Raw genomic sequence first — 26,365 nt, forward strand, 5'->3', positions numbered from 1 at the left:
CGACACCAGCGCGCTCGCTCCGATTCGTATTGTAGGGGCATCCTAGCCCCATCTTCAGTACCTCGCAGCTCCGGACCGGAATCCGCATCGTTCTCCGAGCGATCAGCAATCCACCAGATGACACACTACCGTACACCACCCGATCGCCACACACTGGCGGGAGGTAATCGATGAGCGAACGCGCAGCAAAGGTCACGCCAACAGACGACGAACAGACCGACGAGCAGATCACCGACAGTGCCGCGCCCGACGCGGCGACCGAGCCCGACTCGGCAGCCGAGACCGAGTCCGAGACGACGCCCGAACCCGTCACCACGGGTGCCGAGGCCGTCGTTCGCGCACTCGAGAACGCAGGCGTCGAGTACGCCTTCGGCGTTCAGGGCGGGGCGATCATGCCCGTCTACGACGTCCTCTACGATTCGGACATCCGGCACGTGACGATGGCCCACGAACAGGGCGCAGCCCACGCGGCCGACGCCTACGGTATCGTCTCGGGCGAACCGGGCGTCTGTCTTGCGACGTCGGGGCCGGGCGCGACCAACCTGGTCACCGGCATCGCCGACGCCGACATGGACTCGGATCCACTGCTCGCGCTGACGGGACAGGTCCCGACGGAGTTCGTTGGCAACGACGCCTTCCAGGAGACCGACACCACCGGCGTCACGACGCCGGTCACGAAGGACAATACGTTCGCGAGCGACGCCGACCACGTCGGCAGCGACGTCACCGAGGCGTTCGCGCTGGCCCGCGAGGGCCGACCGGGGCCGACCCTGGTCGACCTCCCCAAAGACGTCACCAACGGCGAGACCGACCGCGAGCCCGACGACCCGAAAACGCCCGACACCTACCACGTGCAAGAGCGGGCCGACTCAGAAATCGTCGCGGCCGCGGCCGAGCGGATCGAGAACGCCGATCGTCCCGTCATGCTGCTTGGCGGCGGCGTTATCAAAGGCGAGGCCAGCGAGGCCTGTCGCGAGTTCGCCATCGAACACGAGATTCCGGTCATCACCACGATGCCCGGTCTCGGCGCGTTCCCCGAGGACCACGAGCTGTCCCTCGAGATGGCTGGCATGCACGGCACCGGCTACGCCAACATGGCGATCACCCACTGTGATACACTGATCGGGATCGGCACCCGATTCGACGACCGCCTGACCGGCGGCATCGAGACCTTCGCACCCGATGCGGAGGTCATCCACGTCGATATCGACCCCGCCGAAATCTCGAAGAACATCCACGCGGACTACCCGCTGGTTGGCGACGCCGAAATCGTCGTCGAACAACTCGCCGACGCGGTCGACGAGTCGCCGGCAGCCACGAAGTGGCGTGCCCAGTGCCAGCAGTGGAAATCCGACTACTCGATGGCCTACGAGGCACCCGAGGACAAACCGGTCCAGCCGGAGTTCGTCGTCGAAGCCTTAGACGAGGCCACGAGCGATCGGGCGATCGTCACCACCGGCGTCGGCCAACACCAGATGTGGGCCGCTCAGTACTGGACCTACACCGAACCGCGAACCTGGGTCTCGAGTCACGGCCTCGGAACGATGGGCTACGGTCTGCCCGCGGCAATCGGTGCGCGGCTGGCAGCTGACGACGACCAAGAGGTCGTCTGTGTCGATGGCGACGGCTCGTTCCTGATGACGCTGCAGGGACTCTCCGTGGCCGTCCGCGAGAACTTGGATATCACGGTCGCCGTGCTCAACAACGAGTACATCGGCATGGTCCGCCAGTGGCAGGACGCCTTCTTCGAGGGCCGCCACGCCGCTTCGGACTACAACTGGATGCCCGAGTTCGACAAGCTCGCCGAAGCCTTCGGCGCTTGTGGCTTCCGAATCGACGACTACGACGACGTCGCCGAGACCATCGAGGAGGCACTCGCCTACGACGGCCCCTCGGTGATCGACGTTCACATCGATCCCGACGCCAACGTCTACCCAATGGTGCCAAGCGGCGGCGACAACGGTCAGTTCGCACTGACGGAGGATCAATTATGAAACGAGGACTCGAAGGCCCACCACCGGAAGAACGACCCACGCCAGCGGGACGGCGCAACAAACAGGGCATTCGCATCGACCCCGAAGTCGAGGCGACCCACGAGCCCCGGCGCACCGTCATCTCGGCACTGGTCGCACACGAGCCCGGCGTGCTCTCGGACGTCTCGGGACTGTTCTCGAGACGGCAGTTCAACATCGAGAGCCTGACCGTCGGGCCCACCGAAGATGAGGATCGCGCGCGAATCACGATCGTCGTCGAGGAGCCCGACCCCGGAATCGACCAGGTCGAAAAACAGCTGCGAAAGCTCGTGCCGGTCATCTCCGTGCGCGAACTCGAGCCCGACGCGATGCGCCGCGAGCTGGCGCTCGTGAAAGTCGACGCCGAGGACCCGGCGGCGGTCAGCGCCGTCGCGGACATGTACGACGCGACGGCCGTCGACTCGAGTCCGGAGACGGCGACCTTCGAGATCACTGGCTCGCGCCAGAAGATCGAAGCCGCCGTCGACACCTTCAGCCAGTTCGGAATCCGAGAGGTGTCCCGGACGGGACTGACGGCGATGGCTCGTGGCACCGACCAGACCGCTGGAGCCGACCTGACAGCACAGCCCGCCGACGAGGCGAACTATAGCGACGCTACCCAACCAGCAGACGATGACTGACGAATTCACCACCGATATTTATTACGACGACGACGCAGACGTATCGACGCTTGACGACGAGACCGTGGCCGTACTGGGCTACGGCAGCCAGGGTCACGCCCACGCGCTGAACCTCCACGAGAGCGGGGTCGACGTAGTCGTCGGCCTGCGTGAGGACTCCTCCTCGCGCTCGGCCGCCGAAGCCGACGGGCTCACCGTCGAAGCGCCCGCCGACGCGGTCGCACAGGCTTCCTACGTGTCCGTGCTCGTGCCCGACACCGTTCAGGCGTCGGTCTACGAGAACGCCATCGCGCCCAACCTCGAGGCGGGTGACACGCTCCAGTTCGCCCACGGGCTGAACATCCACTACAATCAGATCGAGCCGCCGGAAGACGTCGACGTTACGATGGTCGCGCCCAAGAGCCCGGGCCACCTCGTCCGCCGCAACTACGAGAACGACGAAGGGACCCCCGGCCTGCTGGCAGTCTACCAGGACACGACTGGAGACGCAGCCGAGCGTGCCCTCGCGTACGCGAAGGGAATCGGCTGTACCCGCGCTGGCGTCATCGAGACGACGTTCCAGGAAGAGGTCGAATCGGACCTCTTCGGCGAGCAGGCCGTCCTCTGTGGCGGCGTCACCTCGCTGGTCAAACACGGCTACGAGACGCTGGTCGACGCGGGCTACTCGCCCGAGATCGCCTACTTCGAGTGTCTCAACGAACTCAAGCTGATCGTCGATCTGATGTACGAAGGTGGCAACATGGAGATGTGGAACTCCGTCTCCGACACCGCCGAGTACGGCGGTCTCACCCGTGGCGACCGCGTTGTCGACGAGTCCGTCCGTGAGAACATGGACGAGGTCCTCGAGGAAATCCAGAACGGCGAGTTCACACGCGAATGGATCGTCGAGAACCAGGCTGGCCGCCCGAGCTACGGCCAGCTCCGCAACGCAGAACAGAACCACGAGATCGAAGACGTTGGCGAGCGACTGCGCGACCTGTTCGCCTGGGCCGAGGACGACGAAACCGAAGAGGAGTCCGTCCAGGTGCAAGCCGACGACTAACCGAAAACGGAAAGCGACCAATCATGAACGAAACCGACACCACAACAGACACGATGGCTGACATCAGCCATACGAATCCCTACACCGGGGAGACAGCCGGCCGGCTGTTCAACCGGGGGCCGATCGTCGCCGCCGACGGGGGCGAGGCGGAGGCCAACGGAAACGGGCGTACCGACAAGAAACAGAAAATGCGTGACGTCGATCACACGCCACCGAAACAGGCAGCCGACGCAAACCGCGTCTTCGAGCGCGGGACCGAACACGAGCGGCGTTCTGACCGTGAGACGGTAGTAGAAGAAGAGGAAGAGGAATGAGCGAGGGAACACTGTACGACAAGGTCTGGGATCGACACAAAGTCACCACGCTGCCGACCGGACAGGATCAGCTGTTCATCGGCCTCCACCTCATCCACGAGGTCACGAGTCCGCAGGCGTTCGGGATGCTCCGCGAGCGCGACTTAGAGGTCGCCTATCCGAAGCTAACCCACGCGACAGTCGACCACATCGTCCCGACGGCCGACCAGTCTCGTCCCTACGAGGAGGACGCGGCCGAAGAGATGATGTCCGAACTCGAGGAGAACGTCCGCGAGGCCGGCATCGAGTTCTCGGACCCGACGACGGGCGATCAGGGGATCGTCCACGTTATCGGACCAGAGCAGGGCCTAACGCAGCCCGGCAAGACGATCGTCTGTGGAGACTCCCACACCAGCACGCACGGTGCGTTCGGTGCGCTCGCGTTCGGGATCGGGACCTCCCAGATCCGCGACGTGCTTGCGACGGGCACCGTCGCCATGGAGAAACAGAAGGTCCGCAAGATCCAGGTCGACGGCGAACTCGGCGAGGGTGTCGAAGCCAAAGACATCATCCTCGAGATCATCCGCCGACTCGGAACGGAAGGCGGCGTCGGCTACGTCTACGAGTACGCCGGCGAGGCCATCGAGAACCTCAACATGGAAGGGCGGATGTCGATCTGTAACATGTCCATCGAGGGCGGCGCTCGCGCGGGCTACGTCAACCCCGACGAGACCACCTACGAGTGGCTCAAAGCAACCGACTACTTCCAGGAGAACCCCGAGAAGTTCGACGAGCTCAAACCCTACTGGGAGTCGATCGCGTCGGACGAGGACGCCGAGTACGACGATGTCGTCCACATCGACGCAAGCGAGCTCGAGCCGGTCGTCACCTGGGGCACCACGCCCGGCCAGGGCGTCGGTGTCACCGAGCCGATTCCGGCACCCGAGGAGCTACCCGCGGAGAAACAGGATACGGCACGACGCGCTCAGGAACACATGCGCGTCGAGCCCGGCGAGACGATGGAAGGCTACGACATCGACGTCGCCTTCCTCGGCTCCTGTACGAACGCCCGCCTGCCGGACCTGCGACGCGCTGCCGAGATCATTGAGGGCCGACAGGTCGACGACGACGTCCGTGCAATGGTCGTTCCTGGCAGCCAGCGCGTTCAGCACGCTGCCGAGGAAGAAGGCCTCAAAGACACGTTTGAGGAAGCCGGCTTCGAGTGGCGCAACGCCGGCTGTTCGATGTGTCTCGGCATGAACGAAGACCAACTCGAGGGCGACGAGGCAAGCGCCTCCTCCTCGAACCGGAACTTCGTTGGCCGACAGGGCTCGAAAGAGGGCCGAACCGTGCTGATGAACCCACAGATGGTCGCTGCGGCGGCAGTCACTGGGGAAGTGACTGACGTGCGCGACTTACAGGAGGTGACCGTCGCATGAGCGGAAGCGACGAGGTCGAGATTCCGGAAGTCGATTACGTCTCGGGATCGGGCATCCCGGTCCGGGGCAACGACATCGACACCGACCAGATCATCCCTGCGCGCTTTATGAAGGTCGTCACCTTCGACGGGCTGGGCGAGTTCGCCTTCTTCGACCTGCGCTTCGACGACGACGACAACCCCAAAGACCACCCGATGAACGAGGATCGGTTCCAGAATTCGTCGGTGATGGTCGTCAACAGTAACTTCGGCTGTGGCTCCTCGCGCGAGCACGCTCCCCAGGCGCTAATGCGCTGGGGCATCGACGCGATCATCGGCGAGAGCTTCGCCGAGATTTTCGCGGGTAACTGCCTGGCGCTCGGGATTCCGACCGTCACGGCAGACAGCGAGACGATCCAGGAACTGCAGGACTGGGTCGACGAACACCCCGACGAGGAAATCGAGATCGACGTCGAAGCCGAGGAAGTCACCTACGGCGATACCACGATCGACGTCACCGTCGATGAGGCCCAGCGCAAGGCCCTCGTCGATGGTGTCTGGGACACGACGGCGCTGATGAAGTCCAACGCCGACGCAGTCCGCGAGAAGGCTAAGGAACTCCCCTACGTCGACGACGAAGCGATCCCCGAAGCGGAGTAAGGAGTCGGTTTCAACCGGTCGCTCCGTTTTTCTCCTGACTCGAATCGAGTCGAACTGCCGACACCTCGAGTCGCCACTCTCCGCTTGCGATCACGAACGCGATTAGAGGCCACGGAATCGCGAGATACTTCGGACGATAGCCCGGACGATCCTGTATGGCTCGCTCCCTCGACGTGCCCCTTTTCGTGTTCCTCGCCGTTCTCTGGGGACTGTCGTTTCCGGCGATTTCGATCGGCCTCGAGCATCTCCCGCCGCTGCTGTTTGCAGCCGTTCGATACGACATCGCGGCAATCTTGCTCCTAGCCTACGCTGGCGCTCGAGTCGATGGCTGGGTGCCGACTCGCCGGAACGACCTAGCAGCTGTTACGGGCGGCGGTATCTTTCTGATCGGTGGCAACGGCTTGCTCTTTCTGGCCCAGCAGACCGTCCCGAGCGGCGTCGCCGCGATCATCCAGGGACTGGTTCCCATCATCACCGCGTTGTGGGCGGTCGTGCTGCTCGGTGAGCGGCTCTCGCCGCTCGGTGCCGTCGGGGCCGCGATCGGCTTTTTCGGCGTCGCGCTCGTCGTCCAGCCCGATCCGAGCAATCTGCTTGCGGGCGACACACTCGGCCGGCTGCTCGTCGTCGGACAGGTGTGCAGCATCGCGCTCGGTGGAGTTCTGATTCAGCGCGCCGGCCCGACTATCGAGCGTGGGGCGCTGGTCGGCTGGTCGATGGGCATCGGCAGCATCGTTTTACACGCCGCCAGTCTCGCCGCTGGAGAGGTTCCATCGCCGTCGCTCGTCGTCCCCACCGCAGTCGGCGCGCTCGTCTATCTCGGCGTCTTCGCGACTGCTATTGCCTTCCTGATCTACTTCCGGATCCTCGAGGAACACGGCGCGTTCGAGGCGGCGCTGGTCGGCTACGTGGTCCCGATCGTCGCGACGGTTGCGGGCGTCGTGTTTCTCGAGGAGTCGATCAGTACGGTGACGGTTGCCGGGTTCGGGCTGGTCGTCGTCGGGTTCGCGTTGCTCAAACGACGTGCGATCGCCAACGCAATCGGAATCAGCACTGGTGTCGGAAGTCCCTAAGCGACGACCAGTCCGGCAATCGATACCCTCTTTTCGGCCCCGCGACGATGGTTGGCCATGACTCACGAAATCGCCGTGATTCCGGGCGACGGGATCGGACAGGAAGTAACACCCGCTGCAGTCGAAGTCCTCGAGACGCTCGACATCGACTTCGAATTCATCGAAGCGGAAGCCGGCGACGCGGTCAAAGAAGAGACCGGCGAGGCGCTCCCACAGGAAACCTATGACCTGGCGGCGTCGGCCGACGCGACGCTGTTCGGTGCGGCTGGTGAGACGGCCGCGGACGTCATCCTGCCGCTCCGTGAGGCAGTCGATTCATTCGTCAACGTCCGGCCCGCGAAGGCGTATCCGGGGATCGACGCTGTTCGCCCCGAAACTGATCTGGTCTTCCTCCGGGAGAACACCGAGGGTGTCTATTCGGGCCACGAGGATCGACTGACCGACGACGTCTCGACGCTCACCCGCGTCGTCACGGAGTCGGCCTCCGAACGGCTCGCCGAGTTCGCCTGTGACTACGTCGCCAACAGCGACAAGCACGACAGCTTCACGATCGTCCACAAGGCCAACGTCATGCGTGAGACGGACGGACTCTTCCGTGATACCGTCAAGTCGGTCGCCGACGAGCAGGGCGTCGACACCGACGAGGTGCTGATGGACGCCTTCGCGACGCGGGTCTGTCTCGATCCCGACCAGTTCGACGTCGTTGTCTGCCCGAACCTCGCGGGCGACGTGCTCTCCGATCTGGCTGCTGGCCTCGTCGGTGGGCTCGGCCTGCTCCCCTCGGCCAACATCGGCCCCGAGCGCGCCCTGTTCGAGCCGGTCCACGGGACCGCACCCGACATCGCCGGCGAGAGCGTCGCGAACCCAGCCGCAAAGATCATCTCTGCCGCGATGATGCTCGAGTACCTCGGCTACGAAGAAGAGAGCGAGGCCGTCAACGCGGCCGTCGAAGCCACGCTCGCCGAAGGGCCGCGCACGCCCGACCTGGGCGGAGACGCGTCGACCGAGGACGTGACTGCCGCGGTCATCGACCGACTGTAGCGCCGCCACACTGGCCGTCTCGTTTTCAACGGGTCCGAACTGGCAGCGCCGCGGCCAATTCACTCCGGCCGGAGAATTATCAGGGATGGTGTGGTATCGAGTGCCATGTTTCGAGACGACACTCTCGCAGGTGTCGATTCACGGATCGCCGATACCGACCGCCTCACAACGCACTATCTCGAGTCAGGTAACACCGATCAAAGCGGAACCGGGGAGGAGGGCCAGACTGTTATTTTCCTTCACGGAAACGTCTCTTCCTCGCGGTTCTTCGAAGACGTGATGGCCGCTTTGCCTGCACGTCATCGGGCGATTGCACCCGATCTGCGCGGATACGGTGATTCGGAGACGGGGCCGGTCGACGCGACAACCGGACTCGACGACTACGGAGACGATATACACGCGCTCGTAGCCGAGCTCGAACTCGAGACGCCGTTCGTCCTCGTGGGCTGGTCGAACGGCGGCGGGGTCGCGATGCGGTACGCGATCGATCACCCCGAAGACGTCGCCGCCCTCGTACTCGTCAATCCGCTCTCGCCGTACGGATTCGGCGGGACGAAAGACGTCGACGGAACGCCCTGCTTCGACGACTATGCCGGTTCCGGTGGCGGAATGGGTAACGATGCGTTCGTTGCGGGCCTCGCGGATCGCGACCGGAGTGAGGAAGACCAAGCCTCGCCGCGAAAGGTCCTGCGAACCTACTACGTCGATCCGACCCACGAGTTCGACCCCAACCGCGAGGAGTCCTATCTGACTGGAATGCTCGATACGGCGACCGGCGACGAGAACTATCCGGGTTCGTCGACACCGAGCGACAACTGGCCGGGCGTCGCGCCGGGCGAGCTGGGCGTGAATAACGCCATCTCGCCGAAGTACTGCGACCTCGAGGCGATCACCGAGATTGATCCCGACGACAAGCCGCCGGTGCTGTGGCTCCGCGGTGACTCAGACCAGATCGTCTCGAACGCCTCCCTGTTCGACCTCGGCACGCTCGGCCGAATGGGCGAACTCCCGGACTGGCCCGGCGAGGACGTCTTCCCACCGCAGCCCATGGTCGACCAGACCCGCGCCGTCCTCGAGCGTTATGCCGACCGCGGCGGCGCATACGAAGAAGTCGTCTTCAGCAACGTCGGACACACGCCCCACGTCGAGGTTCCGAACGACTTCCTAGAACAGATCACTGGAGTCCTCGAGTAGCTCAGACGATATCGAGCGTGTCCCGATCAGCACCTGCCAGTTCGACCAGCGCGTCGGCCTCGAGCAGGTGACACTCGCCGGGAACCACGAGCAGATGCAGCGGGTCGCCGAACTCTTGTTGTGCGAGTTCGGTCATCGTCCCGGCCTCGACGAGCGGCTCCGGGCTGCCCGCACGGGCGACGACGACGCCGACGAGATCAGGATATTCCTCAGCGAGTAGCTCTGCGCCGACGTCGGCAGTCATGTACTCCTCACGTTCGGCTTTGATATCCAGATAGACGACCGTGTGAAGGCCGTCAGCGCGGTTCTCGTCGATCGTTTCGGTTACGCTTGCGGGAAGCCCTTCAGCACCGTGGGCGTAGGGGAAGGGAAGCGTCGTCGCCTTGCCGAACCGGTAGTTCTGGAGGCCGGTCAGCGAGCTGGTCGCCGTCTGGGCCGTGACACCGTGGATGACCCGCGTCTCGATCCCGCGCTCGTGGGCTCGCAGGCGCAGGTCGACGTGGGTCGTCGAGATCATCGTGTCGCCCGCCGTCAGGAACGCGACGTCCTCGTCTTCGGCCGCCTCGAGCATGTCTTCGGGGTGTTGTTCGACGCCGGCGCGGTCTCGGACGTCGATCTCGAGATCATGGGAGGACTCGAGGTCATCGATCGTCGTCCCGATTAGCTGGCTGGTGTAGAACTCGGCGTAGACGCGGTCGGCCGCCTGCAGGGCGTCTCGCCCCTCGACGGTGATCGAGCGTTCGTCGTAGAGGCCGAGGCCGATGAAGGTGAGCATAGCCGCTCGTAGTCGTAGCGGCCGGAATACGCTTTCGAGATGCTGCCCCTGCGAACCCTGTTGGCGTATCGTCTCGAGCGGACAAGTGATCGAGACAGTCATCGATGAAGGTACTTTCACAGCGCCGGACATTCTATATAGCGATTATTGGTTTATCTACCGTGCTGCAGGGGAGCAGTCGGCCAAAACGTCAGCGTTACAGCGCCTCGCCGGCCAGTCCGAGTATGGAAGTTCCGTGCGTCCGCGTCGCGCGTGAAGCCGGCGAAGCGACGCGTACGACGCTCGCCGACGCGGATCTGATCGACGACGACTACGAAATCGCCGTCGAAGACGGCTGGCTCTATATTCCGATTACCGACCCCGACGCCGTTCAGGCAGTGCTCGAGGACGGCGAAATCGTCTCCCGGACGGTCGACGAACGCGACACGCAGACGACACCGGCCGATCTCCTCTCGTTCGAGCCCTCCTACGAACGGCTCGGCAGGGCCGCGCTCATCGACGAAGACGATTCCGAGCGCGCACGTGAGATCGCAGACGCCATCCTCGAGTCCGATCTTCCTGTCGAGACAGTGCTCAACAAGGCCTCGAAGGTCAAAGGCGAGACGCGTGTCCGTGACTGGGAGCTGCTCGCAGGCGAGGACACCGAAGTCGTCCACCGCGAGTACGGCTGTGAGTTCGCACTCGATCTCGCCGAGGTGTACTTCTCGCCACGACTTGCGACCGAGCGCAACCGTGTCGCCGAGCAAGTCCGAGCGGGTGAACATGCCTTCGACATGTTCGCCGGCGTTGGCCCTTTCGTCGTCCCGTTTGCGAACCGCGGCGCGGAGTGTGTCGGGGTGGATATCAACGCCGACGCGATCGACTACCTGCGCGAGAACGCCCGCCGCAACGGGGTCGAAGACCGTGTGACGGCGATCAACGACGACGTTCGCGACGTCGCAACCGACTACGAGGGCTGGGCTGACCGCATCATGATGAATCTCCCCCACAGCGCCGACGAATTCCTCGAGGCGGCCGTGACGCTCGCCGGCGACGATTGTGTCCTCCACTACTACGATATCCAGCACGAAGACGACCCATTCGGGCCGGGCGAACGCGCGATCCGTGCGGCCGCCGAGCCAGAGTACGACGTGACCGTCGAGACGCGCCACACCGTCCGGTCGTACGCCCCCCACGAGCTGAACGTGTGTCTGGACGTGCGCCTCGAGCGATAATCTGTTAGCCAGTGGCTCGGAACTCGTTCACACGACTGGATCGATTCGCAACCCTTATGGCTGGTATCGGCCCTACGAATGAATGCAATCGCGCCGGTGTAGCTCAGACTGGCAGAGCGAATCCTTCGTAAGGATTAGGTCGAGGGTTCAAATCCCTCCACCGGCTTCCTTCTAGACGATCGATACAATATTTGAACTAGTTCTTACTGGCCTCATTCGGCTGAAGCGAAGCTCCGTTGGCGACCCGCTCGGTGCGCGATTCAGGTGAAATGTATTATCGAGTACCACAGTGTCTACGTTCGGCCGTGAACAATTGACGTCGTATCCGTCGTCCGGTGTTTCGCGGTGTTCCGTGTTTGATTGCACTTCGAGCGGTACCTATTGACTGACTACGAGAGTGAGTCCCGATTCGTCCGTTTCAAATCTGCTACGACAGTGTTTTAGACGAACAGACTGGCCTGGAACCACATCGAGACGATGAAATAAATCTTATATGACGATATAGAATTCGTCGGCTGGTCCCAGTGTGGCCATAGAGCCAATCGAAAGCGGGATCGGGAGCGCTCGCGAGACCCGCTGCAGTGATCCGACAGCGGTCATGGGAACCCGCGAATCACGGACTGCAGTCGCTTGTTTACGTTCGCCCGGACTCGAGGAGAACAATCGCGAAACAGGTGTTGCAGCGAAGCGGTCGGTTAGTCCGCCAGCGGCGACTCGGTCCCGCGGACGCTGTCGACGATGACATCACCGTCGGGCCGGCAGGCGATCCAGAAGAGCTTGTAGGCGTCGACCGACCGAGCGAAGGTCACGTCCGGCTCGGAGCCGACTGCGACTTTTCTGAGCGTCCATTTGAACACGGCGTCCTCGGCCTTTCGGCAGGTCTGTTCGTCGGAGAGTTCCGATGGGATCACGAGCACGTCGTCGACCGTTCGCGTCTGCGTTTCCGGGAACGTGTCGGCCCGCACAGCCAGCCGACGCGCGCGATCGACGGTGACGATGTAGTCGATGTCGCGGTCCGTGATCACTGGCCGCTCGATCGTCGCGACTGCGTCGTAGACGCGGTAGGGATACGCGACGGCACCGACGCGGCCGCTCGAGTCGACGTCCTCACGCGCGACCGTCGGTGTGATGACCGGCAGTTCGGTACGCTCGTGGCGACCGCCTGTGGCATCGGCCGGTGGTTCCGGCGGGCGACGTGGCGTGCTCATTTACTCGTCACCCTCGTCCCAGTAGTCGGTCGCGTCGACGTGAGCGCGGATGGTGTCGGTCTCTGTGACAGCCTTCGGGGAGACGTCGCGACCGCCGTCAGTGACGTAGTCGGGCGTTCCAGTCGGACTCTCAGTGCTCGAGAGCGCCGAAAGCGGTTTGTCGAACACGTTGAAGTGGTCGTTGACGCCCTCGGGCGGACGCGTGAGCAGCGAAACGACGACCAACGTCGTCGTCGAGAGGATAAAGGCAGGGAAGAGCCCGTAGACGCCCACCAGTCCCGAGAGGAACGGCGACGCGTCGACTGCACTCTGAAGTCCGAGCACGCCGAGGAGTGCCGACAGCTGCGTCCACAGGAACATCGTCGCCGTGCCGACGATCATGCTCGCGACCGAGCCCTTGGCTGTGACGCGTTTCCACCACAGCGACGCGATCAGTGTCGGGCCGATGGCCGCACCGAGACCGCCCCAGGCGTAGTCGAGGACGAGCGTGTAGATCGGGGTGTCTTTCGCGATGTAGGCGAAGGCGATACTCGCCGCACCGAGCGCGAGCGTGACGAGCTGAGAGTAGCGGACGAGTTTCGCCTGGCTCGCGTTCGGATTGACATAGCCGTGGTAAACGTCCTCGACGATGGCGCTGGTCGCGACGAGCAGCTGCGAGTCGGCGCTCGACATCATCGCGGCGAGGGCCGCCGCCAGGATGATCCCCGCGATCGCGCCGGGGAAGAACTCGAGCGTGAGCATCGGCATGACGTTATTCGGGTCATCGATGCCACCCTGACCGAAGGCGACCAGCGCGTACAGTCCGACGAAGCCAGCGCCGATGTAGGCGACGAACATGAACAGTTGGGCGACCAGCGCCGCCAGCCGGATGTTTTTGACCTCATCGATCCCCATGAAACGCACCATCACGTGGGGGTTCCCTGGGATACCGAGTCCGATGGCAGCGTAGCTAATGATGCCGAAGATCGCCGCCCAACCGGTCATTCCGGCCGTGATACTTGTGTACGAACTCCCGACAGACGCGAGGTCGTTGAACGGAAGCCCGTAGTTGGTAAACGCCAGGATCGGCAGGATGATGAACGCGAGCAGGATGATCGCGCCCTGGAAGTAGTCGGACCACGCGACGGCGAAGTAGCCGCCGAGCATCGTGTAGCCGACGACGATGACGCCGCCACCGAGGATGCCGACCAGCGGCTCGACGCCGGTGAGCACCTCGAGTAGCGTCCCGGCGGCGACGATCTGTGCACCCACGTATCCACCTTCGAAGATCATCAGCACGACTGCCGAGACGCCCTTGACGAGTCCGGTGTCGTCCTGCAGACGCGTCTCGAAGAAGGTCGGTAGCGTGACCGCTTTCACGATCTCGGTGTATTTCCGGAGGCGTTTCGCGAGCCCGGCCCAGGCGAACAGGTCGGCCGGAATCATGCCGAGCCCGTTGTAGAAGGCCATCACGCCCGTCCCGAAGGCGTCGCTTGGGACACCGAGCGTGAGCCAGCCGCTCATCTCGGAGGCCCGTTCGGAAAAGCCCGTGACGACTGGGCCGACGCTTCGACCGCCGATGACGTAGTCGTCGACGGTGTCCATGAGCCGAGAGGAGTAGAGCCCGATCCCGAGCAGGATGAGGAGATACGCCGCGAACGTTCCGAGGACCCACGCGCCGGCTGAGCCGGCGAGTCCGCTACTGGGCATACTCGCTCTCCTCGTATTGTGCTCGCAGTCGTTTTTCGCGCCGTCCTTCCCAGACGTAGTACACGCCGAGCATCACCAGATACACGACGAAGGGACCGAACAGCCACACGAGATCGACCGAACTATTCGCAGGCATTACCGTCGTGTCGACACCACCCGGATATAAGCGCGTCGAGGGAGAGCGCCGCCGACCTGTCAGCCTCTCGAGCGCTAATAGAACGCGGACACCGCGAGGATGACAGCGAGACCGAGGACGGGATAGTCGACTCGCGAGAACGCAAGCGCCGGGAGCGTGGGGTTCCACGCGAAACACCGCGCCCGCAGCGCGAGCGAGAGTCGGTCAGCCCGATCGAACGCGCGCGCGACGCCGAGCATGCCGATCGTGCTGGCGCGGTCGACCACGCCGCGTTCAGTTCCCAGCCGGGCGGCCATCGCTTCCCGGATCGTCCGCAGATCGCCACGGAGGACGGGGAGAAACCGGAAGACGAGCCCGACGCCAACGCCGAGGAGCTGTCCCGGCTTGCCGGGGATCGTCCGCTGGATCGCCGCTCGAGAGTCACGTACCGGCGTCGATCGGACATAGGCGGCGCTGACGAGCAGGATAAGCAGCACCCGATAGCTCGCCAGCCCCGACGCAACGGCGGCCGATCGGTCGAACCAGGGTGGGCCGACGGTGACACCCGCGAGCAGCGGCGCGAGCGCGAGGACGACCAGCGCGAGCCGGTAGGAGACGAGGGTCCGTCGGAGCGACAGCCGCGCTGTGGCCATCGCGACCGCCGTCAAAGCCGAGAAGGCGATGAGCGCACGCGGCGTCGTATGCGCCAGCGCGGTGGCGGCGAATCCGATCTGGACCGCCAGCTTGGCTCGCGGATCGAGCCGGTGTGCGAGGCTTTCGTCTGGTTCGTAGGTCAGCATCGTGTGGTATCCGGTACGCGTACCTCGAGTCCGTCGAGTTCGGCCAGTGCGTCCGCAGGCGGGCCATCGACGGCGACGCGGCCGTCGTGCATGGCGATCACCCGGTCGGCAAGTTCGCAAACGTCCCGAAGATCGTGGGTGGCAAGCAGGACGCCGGTGCCGTCGGCTGACAGCGACGCGAGGCGCTCGAGAACCGAGCGGCGCGCGGGAGCGTCCAGGCCAGTAAATGGTTCGTCGAGGACGAGGTGGGTCGGCTCCATGGCGAGCGCGCCGGCGATCGCCACGCGGGACTGCTCACCGCCTGAGAGCGCGTCGATACGCTCGTCTTCGCGGCCGGCCATGTTCACGGTCTCGAGTGCGGCCGTGACGCGGCGGTCGATCTCCGCGCGGTCGAGCCCGAGGTTTTCGGGGCCGAAAGCGATGTCCTCGCCGACGGTTGCGGCGACGAACTGGTCGCGCGGGTGCTGGAAGACCATGCCGACGCTCGAGCGGGCGGCGATCAGGTCCTCGGCGACCGGCGTTCCGTCGACGAGCACCTCGCCGGAGTCGGGCTCGAGGAGGCCGTTGGAATGGCGCAACAGTGTCGTCTTCCCGCTGCCGTTTGCTCCCGCCAACAGGACGAACTCGCCGGCGTCGATCGACAGCGAGACGTCCTCGAGGACGGGGACATCGTCGAACGCGTGGGAGACAGATCGAAACTCGATCATCGCTGCTGTGTAAGCTGGGGACCGGTCATGTGGCGATACGTTCGGCCTCGACGATGGCAACCACGGCCGCGATCTTGATGAGATCGCCCGGAATAAACGGCACGACGCCGATTTCGATCGCTTTGACTGTGCTGAGTTCGAGAACGTACCCGAGCCAAGCGGCCCCGAGCAGGTAGATAACGGTCAGCGCCGCGAGTAGCGTCACGACGAGGACCGGCCGCGACAGGTCGGCGGGATCACCGTCTTCGCTCAGCCGGTGGACAACGGCTCCAATCAACAGCGCCGCGGTCGGATACGACCAGAGATAGCCGGCGCTGTTGCCGACGAGGACCCCGAGTCCGGAGGCACGTTCGGCGAAGATGGGGAGTCCGACCGCGCCGGCAGTTAGGTACAGCAAGAGCGAGAACGCTCCCCAGTACGGGCCGAGGTAGAGTCCCGCGAGATAGACGACGATCACCCCAAGCGATATCGGTATCGGCGAGAACGGGATCGGGATTGACCCGACGAAGACGGCCGCCCCCATCAGCGCTGCGAGGACGGCTGCCCGTGCGAAAGGCTTGACGACATCGTCGTCAACGAGTTCGACTGAATGCTGATCCGTTGCCATACCTCCGCTCTCTCGTAAACCAGGATGAAAACTTCGGTTTCCGAGACGAGGTATGAGCGGACCGACATGTCCTTGCAAGCGATCACCGGCTCAGTACCTAGAATCGGCGCGAAACAGGATGCTTCCTCTCAGCGTCACTGGCAGTTTCGATCGACCCACGACACGTCAGCGACGGCAGGTTCGAGCGTCAATCGGCTGTCTACGACCGTCGAACGCACAACGGGCCATAGTAATAGCTGGTTGTCTCGGTTCGCTAACCGAAACGACCGGCGGCCTTATGCGATCGTTCGGTCCGGTGGTGGGAAAATGAGTCGTCTGCGTTCAGAGCCGAGACGGGGCGAAATCGGGGACTGTCCGAAGGAGAGTGAGCAGGCGTTCGCAGATTGGGAGGTGCCGACAGATGAGACGGATTGAGACGAACGCGGCTGTCGTTGTACTGCTTTCGGCCGCGCTGGTCGGCAGCGCGATGGCGCTGCCGCTGCTGGGCGGAACCGGCGGGCGAGTCGTCAGCGACGAGGCGGCCACCGAAGCGGCCGCCGGGGCACCGGCCACACTCGAGCAGGCCGTCGTCCAAAACGACTCGCAGCCCACTGCCGAGTCCGAACTAGTGACCTTCGATCAGGAGGCGACGGCTGACGGTGGAACCGAGCAAGTGACGGGCCAGGAAACCACTGCAGCCGTCGAGGCCGGCGTCGCGGAAGGTGTCGACCTCGCTCAAGCCCAAGGTATCGAAGTGACACAGGAACAGCGAACGGCGGCGCTCGAGGCCGCTCAGTCGGCAGTGCAGCAGTATCAAACCGTCGAGGCCGAGCAGGTGCAGGCGGCGACGGCAGGGGCCGTCCACGGCTCGCTGATCCAGTCACAGTCGGTCAACGTGACCCAGATTCAGTCCGCAGTCAGCGGGGCGACCGACGGCGCGCTCTCACAGTCCCAGTCGGCGAACGTGACCCAACTCCAGAGCGCGACGTGGGGCGCGGCACACGGGGCGCTCGCCCAGAGCCAGCGCGTCAGCGCCGAGCAGATTCAGGTCGCGAGTCGGGGCGCGGCTGCAGGTGCCACGCGAGAAGCAGGGGTGAACGATATCGGCAAGGCACCACACGTACAGGAAGCCGCCCAGGGCGCGGCCTACGGTGCGCTGACGCAATACCAGTCAGTCACGGCCGAGCAGCGCCAGCGAGTCACCCTCGAGCATGTCCAGCACGCGGCCGCCGGGGGTGCAGCCGGCGCGCTCGCAGGGAGTACACGCGCAGTCCTCACACAGGAACAGCGCGTTGACGTCGAGCAGCGCCAGCGGGTAACGATCAAGCAGGTCCAGAAGGTCGCAGCAGGGGCGGCAAAAGGCGCGCTCGTCCAGGAGCAGTCAGTCTCGGTCGAGCAGACGCAAGCCGCCGCTCGCGGGGCCGGACGCGGCGCGCTGACACGGGTCCAGCGCATCAGTATCGAGCAGCGCCAGCGGATTTCGATCACGCAGGTGCAGGAAGCCGCCTTCGGCGCGGCGAAGGGCGCGATTTCGCAGAGTCAGGAGGCGACCGTCGAACAGATTCAGGCCGCCGCTGCCGGGAGCGCGGGCGGCGTGCTCGTCCAGCGCCAGTCGATCTCGGTTTCGCAGATCCAGTACGCCGCAGTCGGTGCCGCTGAGGGTGCAGTCACGTCCGCGATCCAACGTCAAGCAGTGACGATTGAGCAGATTCAGGCGGCGGCGTTCGGTGCTGGCGAGGGTGCAGTAACCCAGACGCAACTCGTCGAGGTGACGCAAGTCCAGCGCCTCGCAGCCGGTGGTGCAAGCGGTTCGCTCGTTCAGGCACAGTCGGCGACAGTCACGCAGATCCAGACGGCAGCCCAGGTCGCCACGCAGGAGACGGCCCAACTCGTCCAATCCCAACGAATCAGCATCACGCAACTGCAGACGTTGACCCAAGAGGCCGCAGCCGAGGCGACCGCCTACGCGGTGGACGAAGACACCAACGACGTGACCCAAATCACCCAGCGCGTCACGGTCATCATTGAACAGCGGATCGAAACGATCGACCGGCTCGAGGGGACAGCATCGATCGACTTCCCTGACCAGGAGTCGACCGGTGAGCAAGTCACTATCGCGAACGTGTCGCTCTCGGAGGGCGGGTTCGTCGCGGTCTACGACAGCGCAGACACCGACCCGGACGGCGTCGTCGGCGTCTCCGACTATCTCGAGCCGGGAGACCACCAGAACGTCACGATCGACCTCGACGAGCCGCTCGCGGCCAGCGGCACGCTCGTGGCGGTCCCACATCACGACACGAACGACGACGAAACGTTCCAGTACGTCGACGCAGACGGCGAGGTGGACGTGCCATACGTCACCGGTGCTGGCGCGCCGGTGAGCGACAGCGCGGTCGTGACGCTCACAGACGACACCGATGCTGACGAGACCGACGCGACGCTGTCGGTCTCGGACCAGGAAGGCAGCGGCGAGACGCTCACTGTCGACGAAGCGAACGCGTCCGTCCCCTACACCGTCACCGCGTCGTACGACGGTGAGACGGTCACAAGCGACACGTTCGCTGCTGGCGAGGCAATGACAGATCTCTCGCTCGAGCTAGAGCCACCGATCGAAGAGAACACCTCCGTCAACGTCTCCGTAGTCGGCGAAGACGGTGCCACGCTCGCGACCGAGACCGTCGGGTATACCGTCGTGAACGATACCACCGACGACAGCCCCGAAGTGTCGCTGTCGGTCGACAACCAGACCGGTGACGGCGAAACGCTGACGATCGACGCGGCGAGTGCGTCGGTTCCGTACGTTCTCGCGGCTGAGTATAACGGAGAGCGTGTCACAAGCGACACGATCGAGGCGAACGCGACGGTCGCAGCCGAACCCCTCGCGCTCGAGCCGCCGATCGAGGAAAACACCACCGTCGACGTCTCCGTACGCGCCGCGGCCGACGACGCGGTGCTGGCAAACGACTCCATCGAGTACGCGGTCGAGGAGCCGGAACCCGGGGAGCCGACGGCGAATCTCACGGTGGCCGATCAGGTCGGTGACGGCGAGACACTGACCGTCACACAGGCGAATGCGTCCGTCGCGTACGCCATCACCATCACCGACGAGGACGGGACCCAGCTCGCAGCGAGTGAGGTCTTCACTGCAAACGAGACGATCGGTCCCGAGGAGTTCACGCTCGAGCCGCCGCTCGAGGCGAATGCGACGCTCGAGGTGGCGGTCGTCACGGCCGATGATGGGACGCCCATCGAGACGGCGAGCGTCGAGTACACGGTCGACGGCCCGCCGCCGGGATTCGACGTGGAGTTTACGAGCTGTCAGCGCGCAGAAGTCACTGCGTCGCTTGCGGAAGGTGACTCGGTCGCCGCCAGTACAATATTCTACGCACCCGGCGGCGTCGGCAACACCATCGTGGAAGACATCGTCACCGCCGGTGACGAGATTCCGGCACCGTACAATGGAACGATCGTCTTCGAAATCGGCGACGAGCGCCGTGTCACGACAGAGGGCGAGCAGGTGCTCGTCGAAGTGCCAGATTATGGCTCCTTCGGGACGTACATCTCGGGGATCAGTTCGCCCGAAGCGGCACCGATCGGCAGCATCGACTATCCGAACTTGTTGGAGGGGTGTGACGAAGAGATACGACCCGAACGGCCGTCGATCGCGGTCGAAGAGACGACGCCTACCGAGGATGGCATCGACGTGACGTTCAGCTACGAGAACCCGAACGACGCCCCGTTGGGCTCGTCCAGCCGATTCGTCGAGGGCACCACGACAGCCGAGCCGCCATCCGAGTTCGAGCCGGGCCAGCACACGTTCACCGTCGAGTGGACGCCCGAGAGCGACGACGAACGGCTCGTCTGGGAGGCCGACTTCTCGACGTTCGGGTACGAGGAGCCACTCACCGCCGCGACACCGCCCGCCGGCGAGCTCGAGCCGTCCGAGCCTGCAACGTTCGGCGTTTCGATTACAGACTCCAACAGTCCGGTCGTGCAGGGTGAGCCACTCGAGGTCGATGCCGAAATCGGAAACGTCGGCGGTGAAAACGGGACCCAGACCGTCTCGCTGGCGATCGACGGGACCACCGTCAACGAAACGTCGGTCTCGCTTGCCCCCGGCGACAATCAGACGGTTTCGTTCACTGCAGCAACCGATAATCTCGAGCCCGGCGAGTACCCGCTGTCGGTATCGACTGCAAACGAGACGGCAGAGACGGTAGTGACTATCGAAGAACCAGCGGAACCAGCGGCGTTCGGCGTTTCGATCACCGGCACCAACAGCCCAGTCGAGCAAAGCGAACCGCTCGAGGTCGATACCGAAATCGAGAACGTCGGCGGTGAGAACGGGACGCAAAACGTCTCGCTCGCGATCGGCGAAACACCCGTCGACGAGCAATCAGTCACGCTTGCGCCCGGCGAGACGCAATCCGTGCCGTTTACCGTCCCAACTGATGCGCTCGAGCCCGGCGAGTACCCGATCACGGTGGCGACCGAAAACCAGACGGCAGAGGCCACGATCACCGTTACGGAGCCCGGTGAGCCCGCAACCTTCGGCGTCTCGATCGACGGGACGAACAGCCCAGTCATCCCGGGTGAACCGCTCGCAGTCGAAGCCACCCTCGAGAACGTCGGCGACCGCGCGGGGACACAGGACGTCGAGATTGCCGTCGGCGGTACCGCCGGTGAGACGACGGCAGTGACGCTCGGCCCGGGCGAGTCGCGGACGATCACGCTGAATTATGAGACGGCGGATCTCGAACCAGGTGAGTATCCGCTTACCGTGTCGACCGAAAACGAGACGGCGGAGACGACGGTGACCGTCGAAGAGCCGGCGACGTTCACCATCGCCGACGTGACAGCGCCCGAAACCGGCCAGCCCGGCGATGAGGTGACGGTAAGCGCGACGATCGAAAACACCGGTGACCGCGAGGGTACCCAGACGGTGATCTACGCGATCGACGAACAGGTCGTCGATGAGTCGTCCGTGACGCTTGCAGGCGGAGATACAACGACGGTTTCGTTCACGACCCAGTTGCCGCCGGGAACGTCGACGCATACGATCGCGACCGACGACGATCAGGCATCAGTGACGATCGAGGCGGTTCCGGCAGATGGCGGGGGTGCGGACGGAAACGGTGAGACGGGGCCGGACGGTGGACCCGAGACACCACCCGAACCCCCGACCGAACCGGTGCCGCCGCAGCAGCCCGAAGCGCCTCAACCACCAGAGCCCGAACCGCCGCAGCCACCTGAGCAACCACCCGAACCGCCAGAACCACCGCAACCACCCGCGGAGCCACAGCCAGAGACGGTGCCAGCCGGGCCGGGTGATGGCGGCACAGCTGAGGCCACCGACGGTGGGGCAGGTGACACGACTGCTGGCCAAGGGACCGGGGCAGCCGACGGCGATACGGCCGGAGCCGCCGCTGACGGGACGACTGGCAGCGAAAACGAGACGAGCGGTGCTGGCTAGTCAATGCCAGCACGCGATCGATAGTCGGCAGCCGATCAGTGCTGGTGGCCGGTCGCTTCGCCGAACGTAACGCCGAAGCGTTCCTCGAACAGATCCATCACTTCGGCCTCCTGGGCCTCGAGGTCCTCGTCTGCCTCGTGGCCGTGGTGGACGATGTGGTGGGCGCGGCTGGCAAACGAGAGGAGGACGAGGTCGCCGACCGTTTCGGCGTCGGTCTGGTCGCCCTCGGCGACGAGGTCGACGAGGCCGGATGGAACCGTGACCTCGTCGGTTTCGCCGTCGTCGGAACTGATCGAGAAGGTCGTCGTCTGAACTTCGTCTGTCATACCCATACGGTCGGGAAGCGTGCCTAAAGGTGCTGTGGCTTGCATCGGGAACTGCCTGCGTCCAAACGGTGTGACTCATACCGCCGTGGTGTTTTTGCTGATCGGCGACGAACGATAGAGTATGCCATCCGTCGAACTCGACGAGGAGACGATCGAGCGCCTTGATGGGCTGCGCATCGAGGACGAGTCCTACGACGAGCTCGTCATGGAGCTCATCAACATCTACGAATCGAGCGAGTACACGATGTTCCACGCTGGCGACTGACCGGCGAAGCCGTTATTGGTCGGCGGCGGCAGCGTCCCGAACCGTCTCCCATCGGCCCTTCGACTCGAGGTGAGACTGCAGTTCTGCGGCGTACTCCTGTGTGAGCCGTTCGGCCGCTTCCCGTTGTTCTCGGTGGTCGTCGCTCCCGTCGTCACCCATCCCGAGGGCACCCATGATCGAGTCGAGGAGTCCGCCGCCCGAGGCGTTCGAGCCGCCCTGATCGGCACCTGGGCCGCCCATCGCGCCCATTCCTGACTGAATGTTCTCGAGTTCGGGGAGAATCCCCTCGAGTTTGTCCGTGTTGGCGACGATCTGCGCCTGTTCGGGATCGTCGGGCTGTTCGATTTCGAACTCCGTGGCGGTCATGATCAGACTCCACTGCTGGTTGGAGAACTGCGACTGCTGGATCCGCTCGGTAAACGTCTGATCGACGGCCATCCGCTCGCCGACGATCCGATCCGTCCACGGGGTGTCGCTCATGGCCCTCGATTGGACTGGTGGCTGTATCAGCGTTTCCCTCCCGCATGTGGCTATCGAGACGCCGAAAAGCCGTCATCCGAACTGACCGTCGTTCATGTCAGAATAACGTTAATATATGCGACTGTTGTATGATATCATATGGCACTATACGACAGCATTCTCGTTCCGACAGATGGCTCTCGAGAGGTGGAGCAAGCCCTCGAGCATGCGTTCGACCTTGCAGCCACGCACAATGCGACGATCCACGCGTTGTACGTCATCAATGCTGCCGGCTATGGCGGACTGCAGATGGAAGCCGCTCTCGAGGGGATTGCCACCGCCTTACACGGCGAAGGTGAGGCTGCAGTTAATCGCGTCGAGCAACTCGCGCCGGCGAACGTCACGGTCGAAACAACAGTCCGCAAGGGGGCACCGAGTCAGGTCATCGTCGATGAGGCTGACACAGTGGCGTGTGATCTGGTGGTAATGGGGACACACGGCCGCGGCGGGATCGATCGACTGCTGCTCGGCAGCGTCACCGAACGGGTCGTCCGTCGGTCGCCGGTCCCTGTCCTGACTGTGCAGGTCGAACAGGACGATGCCGAGGACTCCTCCGAACGGTCGCGGATCGCGCTCAAGTAACGTGAGCACGACTCGTGGCCACCAACTCACTTACGGCGGGAACGCCGATGCGGATCGGCTACTCGAAGCGGGACAACGCTCAGTACTGGGCTACCCGACAGGAGACAGTTCGTCGCCGGTCAGACAGGACGCAGATGCTCACAGTCACCTGCTGAGACCGTCTCCCGGCCCTCGTCGGTCTCGACCACGAGCGCACCCGATTCCGTCACGTCGACTGCGTCCCCGACTACTTCACCCGACGGGCGATCGACCCGGACGTGCTGTCCGAGCGTATGCGATAGGTCGCGCCACGCCGGGACGATGGCCTCGAGGTCGTTGCGGTAGTGGTCGAACTCCTCTAAGAACCGCTGGACGAAGCGACGCCGATCGACGTCGCCGGCCTCGTCACGGATGCTGGTTGCACCTTCCGGGAGCGTGTCGGCGTCGATATTCGCGTTGACGCCGACGCCGACGATGATCCACTCGACGCGATCCATCTCGCCTTCCATCTCCGTGAGAATCCCCGTGAGCTTCCGGTAGTCGCCCTCGTCGCCAACCGGGACGACCACGTCGTTCGGCCACTTGATCTGGGCGTCGACGCCTGCCTCTCGAGCCGCCGTCGCCGCCGCAACCGCCGACGCGAGCGTATAGAGCGGTGCCTGTGCGGGCGTGATCTCGGGTCGGGAGATGACGCTTACCCAGACACCACCCGACGGTGCGGTCCACTCTCGCTCGAGGCGGCCGCGGCTGCCGACCTGTTCGTCTGCGAGGACGGCCACATCCGCTGCGCCGTCGGCGGCGAGTTCGCGGGCCCGATCGTTCGTGCTCCCCACGGCGTCGTGATACTCGATGGAAAACGGGGCCTCGAGTCCGAACTCGACTGCCGGCCCGTTGTACGCCGTCACCTCGCCGAGTTCGTAGCCGTTCGATCCGCTCTCGATGTCGAAGTCGGCGTCGCGTAACGCCTCGATGTGTTTCCAGACCGCCGCCCGTGAGATGTCGAGCGACTCGGCCAGTTCCGGTCCCGATACCGGCCCGTCGGCGAGCGCCTCGAGGACCGCTCGTCGCGTCTCGTTCATGGACTCGCAAGGGGGCCGCTCGTACTTGAATCGGCTGGATTCGTCCGGTCATCGGTCGACGCGGACAGCAGTGAGAAGAGACAGCGCCGTCCGCCGTCGCGTGCTTACGCTCGCAGTTCGCGCAGCTTCTCGCGGCCCGGCGCGATCAGTTCGTCGAGATAGGTCGCAAGCGTCCCTTTCGCGTCGGCGGGGTGGAGTTCGCCCGACTCGAGATCGGCGGCCAGCCGCTCGTACTCGTCGTAGGTCAGATCGCCGCCGTACTTCTCGGGGCGCTCGACGACGACTTCGTCGAAGCGAGGGAAAACGTGGTACTCGAAGAGTTCGAGCACGGGGTTCTCGAGATCGCCCTCTGGATCGCGCGTCGGTGGACAGAACGCCGAGTTGACCTTCTCCTCGAGTTCCTCGGTCGAGTCTTCCATCGAGATGGTGAGTCCCTCGCTCGAGGACATCTTCCCTTCGCCGCTGGTGAGATCGGCGACGATCGGCGTGTGGAGTGCAGGTCGGACCTCGTAGTCGAGTTCGGGCAGTTTCTCGCGGGCGAGCATGTGGACCTTGCGCTGATCGAGTCCACCGACCGCGAGATCGAGGTCGAGGTATTCGATGTCCAGGGTCTGCATCAGCGGGTAGACGAGGTGGCTCACCTTGGCCGTCTCGTCACCCTGCAGTTCGGCCATCGCACGTTGAGCGCGGTTCATCGTCGTCGCCTGCTCGAGGTAGTGGAGATCGAGCGCGTAGTCGTCGTCGAGCTGGAACTCAGAGCCGTAGACGAACTCGGTCTTGTCCTCGTCGAGCCCGTAGGCGAGGAACTGGGCTTTCATCTGCTCGGCCGTCTCGCGGATTTCCTCGAGCGTGCCCTTCTCGTTGAGGTACGCGTGGACGTCCGCCAGCAGGACGACGACCTCCATCCCCGCCTCCTGCAGATCGATGAGTTTGGTCGCAGTCAGGAGATGGCCGAGGTGGAGCACGCCGGAGGGCTCGTAGCCGACGTAGGCGCGTTTCCCCGCCGGGTCGTCGGCGAGGTCGCGGACCTCTTCGTCGGTGACGACCTCCTCGGCGTTGCGCGTGACTAACTCGTAGGTGTCCATGTGTGACAGGAACCGGAGGAGGAATTTATACCTCCTGATACGGACGACTGGTAGGAGACCGTCTCATACGGTCTCCTGTCAGTCAGTGCCGGTGCACCCGCGACCGTCCTGCGGGTGCACCGGTAAACAGTGACAATAAACCGTATCAGGACTCGCGCCACTTGTGGCCGCACTCGACGCAGGTGAACAGCCGAACCTCGTAGGAGCCGCCCGGCTTCGGCATCAACTCGGAGTAGGCCCGGTCGCTGTCGCAGTCCTCGGCCGGACAGGGCTCCTGCATCGTCTCGGTGGAGCCCTGGGTCGCGTCGGCCACGGCGGGTACCCCGTCGTCCCGCTGTTCATCCTGGGTCGCCATCGCCGCTTCTGCTTGCGAGTCCCGCGACTCCTCGTTCTCACAGGAGCGACACACCCACGTGTCGCCTTCTGTGTGCATCATCGAACCACACTCGTCACAGAATTGCATATAAGATGGGATACTGTTGCCGGATATATGTATTAACTTCCGATCCGTTGTGGATTTCAGGCAACTGCTCATGCTGACTGTACTGAATTGTCGAAGAGGCAACAAGCAACATTTGATTGCCTGACATCTA

The 26,365-nt window shown here is 64.2% G+C and carries 25 protein-coding genes and 1 tRNA gene; 14 read left to right on the top strand and 12 right to left on the bottom strand.

Annotated elements, in window-relative coordinates:
- Nucleotides 1-170 precede the first annotated feature (170 nt).
- The 9 genes from ilvB (at nt 171) to BSG09_RS01930 (ending at nt 9,370) form a co-directional block, all read left to right on the top strand.
- Nucleotides 171-1,994, top strand: a complete 1,824-nt coding sequence (gene ilvB / locus BSG09_RS01890; RefSeq protein ID WP_092929538.1) for a biosynthetic-type acetolactate synthase large subunit — start codon at nt 171-173, stop codon at nt 1,992-1,994.
- Nucleotides 1,991-2,653, top strand: coding sequence for an acetolactate synthase small subunit (gene ilvN, locus BSG09_RS01895; protein ID WP_092929541.1), 663 nt, complete (start codon nt 1,991-1,993; stop codon nt 2,651-2,653). The genes ilvB and ilvN overlap by 4 nt, the downstream gene beginning before the upstream one ends.
- A complete protein-coding gene (gene ilvC, locus BSG09_RS01900; RefSeq protein WP_092929543.1) occupies nt 2,646-3,695 on the top strand; it encodes a ketol-acid reductoisomerase in 1,050 nt (349 codons plus the stop codon). The genes ilvN and ilvC overlap by 8 nt, the downstream gene beginning before the upstream one ends.
- 23 nt (nt 3,696-3,718) lie before the next feature.
- The gene (locus BSG09_RS01905; RefSeq protein WP_092929545.1) at nt 3,719-4,009 is read left to right on the top strand and encodes a hypothetical protein; all 291 of its coding nucleotides are present in this window, start codon (nt 3,719-3,721) and stop codon (nt 4,007-4,009) included.
- Entirely contained in the window at nt 4,006-5,427 is a 1,422-nt protein-coding gene (gene leuC / locus BSG09_RS01910; RefSeq protein ID WP_092929548.1) for a 3-isopropylmalate dehydratase large subunit, read from the top strand. Before BSG09_RS01905 ends, leuC begins: the two co-directional genes overlap by 4 nt.
- The gene (gene leuD / locus BSG09_RS01915) at nt 5,424-6,065 is read left to right on the top strand and encodes a 3-isopropylmalate dehydratase small subunit (protein ID WP_092929550.1); all 642 of its coding nucleotides are present in this window, start codon (nt 5,424-5,426) and stop codon (nt 6,063-6,065) included. Before leuC ends, leuD begins: the two co-directional genes overlap by 4 nt.
- 155 nt (nt 6,066-6,220) lie before the next feature.
- Nucleotides 6,221-7,135, top strand: a complete 915-nt coding sequence (locus BSG09_RS01920; RefSeq protein ID WP_092929552.1) for a DMT family transporter — start codon at nt 6,221-6,223, stop codon at nt 7,133-7,135.
- Nucleotides 7,136-7,192: 57 nt separating this feature from the next.
- Entirely contained in the window at nt 7,193-8,176 is a 984-nt protein-coding gene (leuB, locus tag BSG09_RS01925; RefSeq protein ID WP_092929555.1) for a 3-isopropylmalate dehydrogenase, read from the top strand.
- 105 nt (nt 8,177-8,281) lie between these two features.
- Nucleotides 8,282-9,370: an alpha/beta hydrolase gene (locus tag BSG09_RS01930; protein ID WP_092929557.1), complete on the top strand. Its 1,089-nt coding sequence runs from the start codon at nt 8,282-8,284 to the stop codon at nt 9,368-9,370.
- 1 nt (nt 9,371) lies between these two features.
- Here BSG09_RS01930 and dph5 read toward each other — a convergent pair whose 3' ends face one another.
- A complete protein-coding gene (gene dph5 / locus BSG09_RS01935; protein WP_092929559.1) occupies nt 9,372-10,145 on the bottom strand; it encodes a diphthine synthase in 774 nt (257 codons plus the stop codon).
- A gap of 224 nt (nt 10,146-10,369) precedes the next feature.
- Here dph5 and BSG09_RS01940 point away from each other — a divergent pair, with 224 nt between their 5' ends.
- Both BSG09_RS01940 and BSG09_RS01945 read left to right on the top strand, forming a co-directional pair.
- Complete coding sequence (locus BSG09_RS01940) at nt 10,370-11,359, top strand: class I SAM-dependent methyltransferase (RefSeq protein ID WP_092929562.1); 990 nt, start codon at nt 10,370-10,372, stop codon at nt 11,357-11,359.
- Between the two features lie 92 nt (nt 11,360-11,451).
- Nucleotides 11,452-11,525, top strand: a tRNA-Thr gene (locus BSG09_RS01945).
- A 529-nt stretch (nt 11,526-12,054) separates the two neighbouring features.
- Here BSG09_RS01945 and BSG09_RS01950 read toward each other — a convergent pair.
- From BSG09_RS01950 to BSG09_RS01970, 6 genes are all read right to left on the bottom strand, one after another.
- Nucleotides 12,055-12,567 (bottom strand): hypothetical protein, encoded by a 513-nt coding sequence (locus BSG09_RS01950; protein WP_092929564.1) that lies wholly within the window; start codon nt 12,565-12,567, stop codon nt 12,055-12,057.
- Nucleotides 12,568-14,256, bottom strand: a complete 1,689-nt coding sequence (locus BSG09_RS01955) for a sodium/proline symporter (protein WP_092929566.1) — start codon at nt 14,254-14,256, stop codon at nt 12,568-12,570.
- Nucleotides 14,246-14,392 (bottom strand): hypothetical protein, encoded by a 147-nt coding sequence (locus tag BSG09_RS20595; RefSeq protein ID WP_175542122.1) that lies wholly within the window; start codon nt 14,390-14,392, stop codon nt 14,246-14,248. The genes BSG09_RS01955 and BSG09_RS20595 overlap by 11 nt, the downstream gene beginning before the upstream one ends.
- Nucleotides 14,393-14,466: 74 nt before the next feature.
- Complete coding sequence (locus BSG09_RS01960) at nt 14,467-15,171, bottom strand: energy-coupling factor transporter transmembrane component T family protein (RefSeq protein WP_092929568.1); 705 nt, start codon at nt 15,169-15,171, stop codon at nt 14,467-14,469.
- Nucleotides 15,165-15,878, bottom strand: a complete 714-nt coding sequence (locus BSG09_RS01965) for an energy-coupling factor ABC transporter ATP-binding protein (RefSeq protein ID WP_092929570.1) — start codon at nt 15,876-15,878, stop codon at nt 15,165-15,167. Before BSG09_RS01965 ends, BSG09_RS01960 begins: the two co-directional genes overlap by 7 nt.
- A 25-nt stretch (nt 15,879-15,903) precedes the next feature.
- Nucleotides 15,904-16,485 (bottom strand): biotin transporter BioY, encoded by a 582-nt coding sequence (locus BSG09_RS01970; protein ID WP_092929572.1) that lies wholly within the window; start codon nt 16,483-16,485, stop codon nt 15,904-15,906.
- 400 nt (nt 16,486-16,885) lie between these two features.
- Between BSG09_RS01970 and BSG09_RS01975 the strand changes: the two genes are divergently transcribed.
- Nucleotides 16,886-21,937 carry a DUF7282 domain-containing protein gene (locus tag BSG09_RS01975; protein WP_149782225.1) on the top strand — a complete coding sequence of 1,684 codons (5,052 nt, stop codon included), beginning with the start codon at nt 16,886-16,888 and terminating at the stop codon, nt 21,935-21,937.
- Nucleotides 21,938-21,972: 35 nt separating this feature from the next.
- Here BSG09_RS01975 and BSG09_RS01980 read toward each other — a convergent pair whose 3' ends face one another.
- Nucleotides 21,973-22,263 carry a DUF7545 family protein gene (locus BSG09_RS01980; RefSeq protein ID WP_008011628.1) on the bottom strand — a complete coding sequence of 97 codons (291 nt, stop codon included), beginning with the start codon at nt 22,261-22,263 and terminating at the stop codon, nt 21,973-21,975.
- A gap of 121 nt (nt 22,264-22,384) precedes the next feature.
- On the opposite strand from BSG09_RS01980, the gene BSG09_RS20600 reads away from it, so the two are divergent.
- Nucleotides 22,385-22,528, top strand: a complete 144-nt coding sequence (locus BSG09_RS20600; protein WP_175542123.1) for a DUF7557 family protein — start codon at nt 22,385-22,387, stop codon at nt 22,526-22,528.
- 12 nt (nt 22,529-22,540) lie between these two features.
- On the opposite strand, the gene BSG09_RS01985 is transcribed toward BSG09_RS20600, so the two are convergent.
- Entirely contained in the window at nt 22,541-23,008 is a 468-nt protein-coding gene (locus BSG09_RS01985; protein WP_092929574.1) for a DUF5799 family protein, read from the bottom strand.
- Between the two features lie 138 nt (nt 23,009-23,146).
- Between BSG09_RS01985 and BSG09_RS01990 the strand changes: the two genes are divergently transcribed.
- Nucleotides 23,147-23,629, top strand: a complete 483-nt coding sequence (locus tag BSG09_RS01990) for a universal stress protein (RefSeq protein WP_092929576.1) — start codon at nt 23,147-23,149, stop codon at nt 23,627-23,629.
- Nucleotides 23,630-23,748: 119 nt separating this feature from the next.
- Here BSG09_RS01990 and BSG09_RS01995 read toward each other — a convergent pair whose 3' ends face one another.
- The 3 genes from BSG09_RS01995 to BSG09_RS02005 form a co-directional block, all read right to left on the bottom strand.
- Nucleotides 23,749-24,687, bottom strand: coding sequence for a biotin--[acetyl-CoA-carboxylase] ligase (locus tag BSG09_RS01995; protein WP_092929578.1), 939 nt, complete (start codon nt 24,685-24,687; stop codon nt 23,749-23,751).
- Nucleotides 24,688-24,791: 104 nt separating this feature from the next.
- Nucleotides 24,792-25,772 carry a tyrosine--tRNA ligase gene (locus BSG09_RS02000; protein ID WP_092929580.1) on the bottom strand — a complete coding sequence of 327 codons (981 nt, stop codon included), beginning with the start codon at nt 25,770-25,772 and terminating at the stop codon, nt 24,792-24,794.
- A gap of 145 nt (nt 25,773-25,917) precedes the next feature.
- Entirely contained in the window at nt 25,918-26,235 is a 318-nt protein-coding gene (locus tag BSG09_RS02005) for an RPA12/RPB9/RPC11 RNA polymerase family protein (RefSeq protein ID WP_092929582.1), read from the bottom strand.
- Nucleotides 26,236-26,365 lie beyond the last annotated feature (130 nt).

Source organism: Natrinema hispanicum (assembly GCF_900111485.1).
Classification (GTDB): domain Archaea; phylum Halobacteriota; class Halobacteria; order Halobacteriales; family Natrialbaceae; genus Natrinema; species Natrinema hispanicum_A.

Bases quoted from the DNA above. Each gene is read 5' to 3' on its own strand.
- ilvB (WP_092929538.1), top strand. From the start codon at position 171: ATGAGCGAACGCGCAGCAAAGGTCACGCCAACAGACGACGAACAGACC.
- ilvN (WP_092929541.1), top strand. From the start codon at position 1,991: ATGAAACGAGGACTCGAAGGCCCACCACCGGAAGAACGACCCACGCCA.
- ilvC (WP_092929543.1), top strand. From the start codon at position 2,646: ATGACTGACGAATTCACCACCGATATTTATTACGACGACGACGCAGAC.
- BSG09_RS01905 (WP_092929545.1), top strand. From the start codon at position 3,719: ATGAACGAAACCGACACCACAACAGACACGATGGCTGACATCAGCCAT.
- leuC (WP_092929548.1), top strand. From the start codon at position 4,006: ATGAGCGAGGGAACACTGTACGACAAGGTCTGGGATCGACACAAAGTC.
- leuD (WP_092929550.1), top strand. From the start codon at position 5,424: ATGAGCGGAAGCGACGAGGTCGAGATTCCGGAAGTCGATTACGTCTCG.
- BSG09_RS01920 (WP_092929552.1), top strand. From the start codon at position 6,221: ATGGCTCGCTCCCTCGACGTGCCCCTTTTCGTGTTCCTCGCCGTTCTC.
- leuB (WP_092929555.1), top strand. From the start codon at position 7,193: ATGACTCACGAAATCGCCGTGATTCCGGGCGACGGGATCGGACAGGAA.
- BSG09_RS01930 (WP_092929557.1), top strand. From the start codon at position 8,282: ATGTTTCGAGACGACACTCTCGCAGGTGTCGATTCACGGATCGCCGAT.
- dph5 (WP_092929559.1), bottom strand. From the start codon at position 10,145: ATGCTCACCTTCATCGGCCTCGGCCTCTACGACGAACGCTCGATCACC.
- BSG09_RS01940 (WP_092929562.1), top strand. From the start codon at position 10,370: ATGGAAGTTCCGTGCGTCCGCGTCGCGCGTGAAGCCGGCGAAGCGACG.
- BSG09_RS01950 (WP_092929564.1), bottom strand. From the start codon at position 12,567: ATGAGCACGCCACGTCGCCCGCCGGAACCACCGGCCGATGCCACAGGC.
- BSG09_RS01955 (WP_092929566.1), bottom strand. From the start codon at position 14,256: ATGCCCAGTAGCGGACTCGCCGGCTCAGCCGGCGCGTGGGTCCTCGGA.
- BSG09_RS20595 (WP_175542122.1), bottom strand. From the start codon at position 14,392: ATGCCTGCGAATAGTTCGGTCGATCTCGTGTGGCTGTTCGGTCCCTTC.
- BSG09_RS01960 (WP_092929568.1), bottom strand. From the start codon at position 15,171: ATGCTGACCTACGAACCAGACGAAAGCCTCGCACACCGGCTCGATCCG.
- BSG09_RS01965 (WP_092929570.1), bottom strand. From the start codon at position 15,878: ATGATCGAGTTTCGATCTGTCTCCCACGCGTTCGACGATGTCCCCGTC.
- BSG09_RS01970 (WP_092929572.1), bottom strand. From the start codon at position 16,485: ATGGCAACGGATCAGCATTCAGTCGAACTCGTTGACGACGATGTCGTC.
- BSG09_RS01975 (WP_149782225.1), top strand. From the start codon at position 16,886: ATGAGACGGATTGAGACGAACGCGGCTGTCGTTGTACTGCTTTCGGCC.
- BSG09_RS01980 (WP_008011628.1), bottom strand. From the start codon at position 22,263: ATGACAGACGAAGTTCAGACGACGACCTTCTCGATCAGTTCCGACGAC.
- BSG09_RS20600 (WP_175542123.1), top strand. From the start codon at position 22,385: ATGCCATCCGTCGAACTCGACGAGGAGACGATCGAGCGCCTTGATGGG.
- BSG09_RS01985 (WP_092929574.1), bottom strand. From the start codon at position 23,008: ATGAGCGACACCCCGTGGACGGATCGGATCGTCGGCGAGCGGATGGCC.
- BSG09_RS01990 (WP_092929576.1), top strand. From the start codon at position 23,147: ATGGCACTATACGACAGCATTCTCGTTCCGACAGATGGCTCTCGAGAG.
- BSG09_RS01995 (WP_092929578.1), bottom strand. From the start codon at position 24,687: ATGAACGAGACGCGACGAGCGGTCCTCGAGGCGCTCGCCGACGGGCCG.
- BSG09_RS02000 (WP_092929580.1), bottom strand. From the start codon at position 25,772: ATGGACACCTACGAGTTAGTCACGCGCAACGCCGAGGAGGTCGTCACC.
- BSG09_RS02005 (WP_092929582.1), bottom strand. From the start codon at position 26,235: ATGCAATTCTGTGACGAGTGTGGTTCGATGATGCACACAGAAGGCGAC.